Consider the following 5,642-nt stretch of genomic DNA (forward strand, 5'->3'; position numbering starts at 1 on the left):
CTAAGAATCTCATCCAGATTGTCGCCAGCGTCTCATCCTGATTGCCGCGCTACAACAATTGCCAACCGCGCAGAGACTTTACATGTGGCGCTCAAAAAGATCGGTCAGGATGGCTCCGAACTCCGCGTTTGCTACGAATCCGGGCCATGTGGGTTCGTGATCTTCAGATTTCTTGCGAAGATTGGCGTGCATTGCATCGTGATCTCGCCTTCCTCGATGCCGCGCCGGCAAGGAGACAAGGTCAAAACTGATCGCAGAGACGCGAAGACACTTGCCCGCCTTTTGCGTGCCGGCGAGTTCGTTGCTGTGTGGGTGCCGGACGAAGCTCATGAAGCGGTTCGCGACGTGGTCCGTGCTCGGCGGCAAGTGAAAGATGATCTCGGTTCTGCCAAATCTTCTTTGAAGAGTTTTCTTCTGCGCCACGGGCGGCGATTTACCGGCAAGGCGATATGGGGCAAGGCTCACTGGGGATGGCTGGCAGAACAGAAGTTCGCGTATCCGCATCAGCAGTTTGTCTTCGAGGAATAAGCTCTAATCTCTTGCGGGACATACACGATTGCGATAGCCGGGAAGAATGACAATCAATTCAAAATCCAGTGTGATCCGCATCAAAGCTCTCGGCCTACATTGGCGAGGGCCCAAGCTCCTGGCATTCGAGGTTTATGATCACGAAGGGCGACTAAAAGGCGTTCGTCCGCTAGGCGGTGGCGTCGAGTTTGGCGAGTCGGCAAAAGATGCAGTTATCAGGGAGTTCAAAGAAGAAATCGACACTGATGTTTCCGTTCTCGCAGGTCCTATAGTACTTGAGAATGTCTTCGTACACGAGGGCGAACAACGCCACGAAATCCTATTCATTTTTGATCTCGCGTTTCCCGAAGGAGCGTTTGGAGGCCAAGAACGAATTAGATTTCAAGAGGACGATGGTACCTTAATGGTCGCAGCTTGGTATGATCCGCAAGAGCTCGATGTCGAAGGAAAGCCAGAGCTTTATCCAAAAGGCCTTAAATCTCATCTCATCAGTCGATGATGCTGCGGGCGTGGCACTAACACTTCCGTCGTGGCCGCAGGCTTCGAAAACGGCACACGCTACGTTCTCAAGGTGCGATGGTAACGCCGGTTACGCTTAAATGGGGCCGGAAGCGGAATGGCGGGTTTTAGCGTCGAAGATGGCGGATGCGGTCGTTGTGCCCGCTGAAGAGCGAGACAAGTTGCCATGGTAGGCCCGGAGAGAGCGCACACCATCGCTCAAAAGCCTTAGAAACCGGGTCTTCTTGGATGGCTAGGGAGACACGAATGTCCCCCTTTTGGGTCTCTGCATTACGTGAGGCCGAGCAGCTTGCACCCCTCGAGGTGGCAGTAAGGAAGGTAAGCGACAGAGCATAGCACCGAAAGCTGCCGCTCACATGAAACATGAAGCTTTGTTTGATTCCAGCCAAGCTTTCGGAGTGAGTTTCCCAGCGGCGATCTCCCTTCGTCCGCTACTCGTACTTAACTCGTTGACCCTCGGCGGTGCCCTTGGGATCGTTCAGAGAATCCATGAGCTCGCTCAATACAATTAGGTCGCAGTGTTTCGCGCCAGTCTCCATGTCGTTGAGAATGTGAGTTACGCCATGATACTGCCGCTGATCGGCGTTCTCTGGAATAAGCAAAGATGTGATGCCGTATCTTTCGCGGTACATATCGCCGACCTCCCAGACAATGCAGAGGTCCACATCGTTGATGTTCTTATCTTGCCCCTCAAAGTCCTCTATCAGACCATCCAGGCAGAATTTGTATTCCAGAACGCGCGGGTCGGTCACTCGCCCCTTTAGTGCTACGGCCGTATCATACGATACACCGAGCGGATTGGTCTCTTCCTCATACGCGTAAATCTCCTCCGGCAGATCAAAAGCCACTTTGTAGAGACCGTCATAGGTGAAACGTTCATTTGTGGACATCACTCTGATGCCACGAATTACCCCACCCGCAACTAGTTGATTGAACAACGCAATGACATCCTGCTCCCTCGTTGGAGCCGAGGTGATGGAGACGCGTTCCGTGGGCTTGAAGAAATGCTTACTATTGAGTTCGAGAGGCTGAATTGCCTCGTGATCAAGCATCTGCTTCTTCCAGTCCCCAATCCTCATCTCACGTACCAGATCGGGAGCTACCCCCGTATTCGGCTTCAGAAGTGCTCGGTGCTTCGAGAGAATATGGTCTGTAATATTCTTGCTTACAGATTTCGCGAAATCGCTTAGCTCACGGTGAAATCCCTTTCTTCCCAAATCAGGAGAGTAGTCCTCGAAGTGGAAGAGAAAATGAATTTGATTTTGTCGCCCAATGTTTCTATTCAAAGGGATTGTTATAGGTTCGCCCTGCGGCATATTGTTCGCCGCTAACTGTATCCCGCTCGTGAGAACTTTGTAATCTTTTCTCAGGCCCAAACTCTCATTAAATAGTGTCCATAGTTTGGAGGTGTAGCCGAACTCGAAGCTAACCGTAGGTCGGTGCTTTTGGATTATTTCTTTTTCTTCGTCATCCAGGTAAGGTCCGACAACCTTTACAAGTTCTTCGTCAGTCCACCTATCATGTATGAAGTCAAGGTTTCTAAACTTGTCAGGCATTTTGTGGCCTACGCCATGCTTTTTGAACAACGCCTCAGCCGCAGCCTCAATATCACGAAGATGTGCTTTCTTTGTGGCATTGGAGTGAAGCCATAGGTACGACGTACCCTTACGATTAACAGTGGTAACTTTTCCTTGGGATACAACCCGAATGTGCAACTCGAGAGTTTCGTCCGGTGCAATGGATCCTAGGCCAGTCTTCACCGAAAGGATCTTGAGCCACGTTTCGGCGTTATCTGCCTTGATCCAGTCTAGTCGTCTAGGATGAGTGCTGTCATCAAAGCGTACACTTATGGAAACGCCACGGTCATTCAAAGCGAACTGTGATTCCACTTGAGCAGATGCATCTGGCTCGACCTTGGGATTGGCTGCGCCTCCATGATCACGCAGCCAGTTTCGTGCGCCAACGATGCGACCGGATGCTTCAAAGCCAGGCACTTTGGTAGAGACGCGCATGTAGTTAAAGCCGTACGCTACGTAGGTCGCGCCAACACCCTTATGGCCTCGTGTCGCACCAGATTTGAATGAAAAGTTAGGCGCTAAAAACTGCTCAAATTTTTCTTTGTCTAGTCCGATTCCATTGTCGGTGACCGCTAGTACGTTATTATCTAGATCGATCGAAATATCGATCCTTGGCGTGTATGCGATATTTCCAGATGCCGCCTCGGCAACTGTACGCGCCTCGACTGCATCGAGCGCATTCTGAATTAGTTCGCAAAACGGATCGTACCAGCCGACATATGAACTGAGGATGTTATTGATCTCGCGCTTCAAGGCGTTGAGTGCAGCGTCATTGATCTTGGTGTTCTTAAACTCAAGCGGGTCGAATGGAGTGAAAGTCAACTGTGTGTTCCCCCTTAAAAGTACGATCTTGATACGGTACCGGCAAAGTGCAGTCTATCCGAAAAATGGCAGATTTTTGCGAGGGGGTATTTAACCTCTTTGGTGTGGTCGTTTCCCCCTTGGTGCTGCTGATTTTGTGTGTCAAAATTCCTTTCTTGGCAATGGTTGTCATGCGTCGGCCAGCCCTCGCTACTACACAGAAGACATATGAGGGTAGTGATGCGTGTCCGCATAGGTATACCTTTGTGGACATCGTTTGTTGCCGCAATCTCACGTCCGCAAGGTACACATTTTACCACCGGACAGCCGGTTTAGCGGACAGGACCCTTCCGGACGCACGAATAACCTGAAACGGCGTCCGCTCTTGAGACACCATCGTCGTAAATCCTATGGCCGGTATGAAGGCGCAAAGGTGTGCCAACGCATTCGGCCGCAAATGAGCGGTTTGGGCCGAAACCGGACGTAGGTGCACGCGTGGATGAACGACCTGTGTCGAGCCATTTCCCCTGTATGATGACAGGAGACGAGGATGCTTAAAGCGGACTTTGCAGGCGACAGGTGTGTTGGGGCATGACTGTCGCAGCTTTTGCGCAGACATCAACCGCTACCGTCAGGGATTTACGCAGACTTTTCACACCGGAGATTTGCATGAGACATTGTAGACTTGTTTACCAGAGCTATCCGCTCGACCTTGCAGTCCAGGAACCGTGCATCACCCTGCGAGCCACAAGTGTATCCTGGCCTGGTCAAACATTGGAGGACTACATCGGTCTGGATCTGAAAATGAAATCTCCGAAATTCTTCTTCGATTCCAACAATGACCCCGAAGATGACGTCGCCCAGTGGTTGAACCCGGGTCTGGATACACAGTGGCTGAAAATTCCCTTGAAGCACTTTAAGAACCGTGATTTTCGCAGCCTCGAAGAAATCCGGGTGAATTTTCAAGGCGAGGGAACTCAGAACCCTTTGATTGGGGAGAATTGGTGGGGAAGCTCCCGGTCTTATCGCCACCTACAGTGATGAATTCTTCGCCCGTGCGGAAATCTCCATTCGTCACAACGGTGGTGGCACGTTTTCGGTTCAGCTTTCTGACACCACTCAGTTCGCCACTGCCTTTGATATAGCCTTCAGTGCGCCACTGACCGTCAAGCTGATCGGTTATCGCAACTCGGTGACCCAAGATGATCTTTTGGGTTGGTTCGACCGCTTTCTCAAAAAAGACGACTTCACTTACACGCCGCTGCAACGAGGTGAAGACCTCTATCTCGATGGTGTGGTCAAATAACCGCCGTGCCAATCGCCCTTAGCGCTTCAAGTTCGAGGAGCATAGATGTGGCTCGGTTTGTTTGAACAGTTTCGGGCGTTTCACTAAGTGGATTTCCGCCTCGATTATGCAGCCAGCATCATTGATGCCAGCGCGTTGAAGTAGGCCTGATCCGGCGTCTGCCGAAAGCGTGCCGCAACCTGTTTGATGGTTATTGTCAGGTCTATCTAAGCGTGACCTTTCTATTTTCGGCTGTGGATCCGTGTGTGTTGCGCAATTTTAACTCAATAGCTGCAGTGTGCATTGTGCGTGTTGTGCTTTGACTTTTGGGGATTGAATTGAATGAGGACAGCTTTACTTCTCTGTGCCGCCGTGATGACACTGGCTGGATGCCAGACTCCGGCACCGCAATCTGTTTTGGATTCGCAACGTCCACCGTCCAGACCGATTAAACGTGACTATGTGGACGCCATGCGCGGAACTATCAAACCCGGATATTTCATGAAAGCCGAGATTTCGAGCGTAGTGCTGCTCGACCCTGAAAAGCAGATTTACGCTTATTGCACGCGAACGACGGAACGTTCCAACCCCGATTGGTCGTATATTGGCGTAGCCGTGTACAAGAATTTAAGCGTGGACGCTTCAAAGAATGACTACCGCTGCCGTGACAAGCGGTTGCGGTACTATAATTTTCCTGAGTTGCTGAACATGAAATTCTGATGGAGCCCGGTAGGCAGCGCTTAGCTCCTTTCGTGCCACCTGTTGCCGGCTGCGGAGATTGCAAGGCCAGCTTCGAGGCTCGTGCTGTTGTACCGGGTGTCTTCAAGCCATGGCTTACACGCCTTTTATGATGTCGCAGATACCCTTGCGGATGACGTCCTTGTCGGCGATCTGTCCTGCCTGAATGTTGAAAACAGCATCGATCCGGACAG

5 protein-coding genes are annotated in these 5,642 nt (G+C 51.2%); 4 read left to right on the plus strand and 1 reads right to left on the minus strand.

The window, feature by feature from the left end:
• Together AC5SEO_RS26710 and AC5SEO_RS26715 are read left to right on the plus strand one after the other, a co-directional pair.
• Positions 1–528, plus strand: a 528-nt coding sequence (locus AC5SEO_RS26710) for an IS110 family transposase (RefSeq protein WP_495364199.1), incomplete at its 5' end; no start/stop codon positions are given.
• Between the two features lie 46 nt (positions 529–574).
• On the plus strand, positions 575–1,027 hold the full coding sequence (locus AC5SEO_RS26715; RefSeq protein ID WP_495364200.1) for an NUDIX hydrolase: 453 nt from the start codon (positions 575–577) through the stop codon (positions 1,025–1,027).
• 451 nt (positions 1,028–1,478) lie between these two features.
• Here AC5SEO_RS26715 and AC5SEO_RS26720 read toward each other — a convergent pair whose 3' ends face one another.
• A complete protein-coding gene (locus tag AC5SEO_RS26720; RefSeq protein ID WP_158212501.1) occupies positions 1,479–3,446 on the minus strand; it encodes an ATP-binding protein in 1,968 nt (655 codons plus the stop codon).
• 970 nt (positions 3,447–4,416) lie between these two features.
• On the opposite strand from AC5SEO_RS26720, the gene AC5SEO_RS26725 reads away from it, so the two are divergent.
• Both AC5SEO_RS26725 and AC5SEO_RS26730 read left to right on the plus strand, forming a co-directional pair.
• The gene (locus AC5SEO_RS26725) at positions 4,417–4,731 is read left to right on the plus strand and encodes a hypothetical protein (protein ID WP_495364201.1); all 315 of its coding nucleotides are present in this window, start codon (positions 4,417–4,419) and stop codon (positions 4,729–4,731) included.
• Between the two features lie 321 nt (positions 4,732–5,052).
• Positions 5,053–5,430: a rhodanese-like domain-containing protein gene (locus AC5SEO_RS26730; protein WP_087745866.1), complete on the plus strand. Its 378-nt coding sequence runs from the start codon at positions 5,053–5,055 to the stop codon at positions 5,428–5,430.
• Positions 5,431–5,642 lie beyond the last annotated feature (212 nt).

The sequence above is a fragment of the Agrobacterium sp. K11 genome, from assembly GCF_059429395.1.